This is a genomic window from Paenibacillus sp. 05T425 (assembly GCF_056396205.1).
Window position 1 is genome coordinate 1 of record NZ_JBFTLA010000184.1, and the last position, 362, is coordinate 362.

1 protein-coding gene is annotated in these 362 nt (G+C 59.4%); it reads left to right on the forward strand.

Annotation, left to right across the window (positions count from 1 at the left end):
- Window positions 1-21: 21 nt before the first annotated feature.
- A partial coding sequence (locus AC1DF0_RS32685) for an arginine N-succinyltransferase (RefSeq protein WP_477577792.1) occupies window positions 22-362 on the forward strand: 341 nt, incomplete at its 3' end.

Sequence of the window (362 nt, forward strand, 5' to 3'; positions counted from 1 at the left end):
CTTTGATACAGGAGTATGTCCATGCTGGTCTTACGTCCAGTCGAGTTAACCGACCTGCCCCAGTTGCAGCAGCTGGCGCGCGACAGTCTGGTGGGGGTCACGTCCTTGCCGGACGACACCGAACGCCTGAGGGAGAAAATTCTCGATTCCTGTGCTTCGTTCGAAAAAGACGTCCAGGGCCAAGGCCCGGAGAACTATTTCTTCGTGCTGGAAAACCTGACGACTCGCCGTCTGGTCGGCTGCTCGGAAGTGCTCGCCACCGCCGGGTTCGGCGAACCGTTCTACAGTTTGCGCAACCGCCATTTCACCAGCGCCTCACGGGAGCTGAACATCGAGCATGGGGTGCCGGCGTTGTCGTTGTG